1 protein-coding gene is annotated in these 459 nt (G+C 68.8%); it reads left to right on the top strand.

Annotation, left to right across the window (positions count from 1 at the left end; genetic code table 11):
* Window positions 1-448 (top strand): Hsp20/alpha crystallin family protein (locus AC2JF9_RS09040; RefSeq protein ID WP_500727094.1); only part of this gene is annotated, 448 nt, incomplete at its 5' end.
* Window positions 449-459: the final 11 nt, after the last annotated feature.

Genomic DNA, 459 nt, shown 5'->3' with positions numbered 1-459 from the left:
CGTCCCCTATCGGGAAGGGGAGATGAGCCCCTTCTTCAGCCTGCGGCGCGAGATCGACAGGCTGTTCGACGACATGTTCCGCCTGCCCGCCCTGGGCGGAGCGGCGCACGCGCTGGCCTGGCCTTCGGTGGAGGTCTCGGACAACGAGCGCGAGGTCCGTATCTCCGCCGAGATCCCTGGGTTGAGCGAGCGGGATGTCGAGCTCACGGTCGATGACGGCGTCCTTTCGATCCGCGGCGAGAAGAAGAGCGAGACGGAGGACAAGGACCGCGGCTATTCCGAGCGCTGGTACGGCCGCTTCGAGCGCCGCATCGCCCTGCCCGCCGGTGTCGAGGAAGAGAAGGCCCGGGCCACCTTCCGCGACGGCGTGCTGACCGTCACCCTGCCGAAGTCGGCCGAGGCGACGGGCGGCCGGCGGATTCCGATCAACGCGGAGACTCAGCACTGACGCCATCTGCC

This window comes from Lactobacillus sp. C449L (assembly GCF_059900815.1).
Note: the sequence above shows the minus strand (reverse complement) of the source record. Positions and strands in the feature narration are given on the sequence as shown.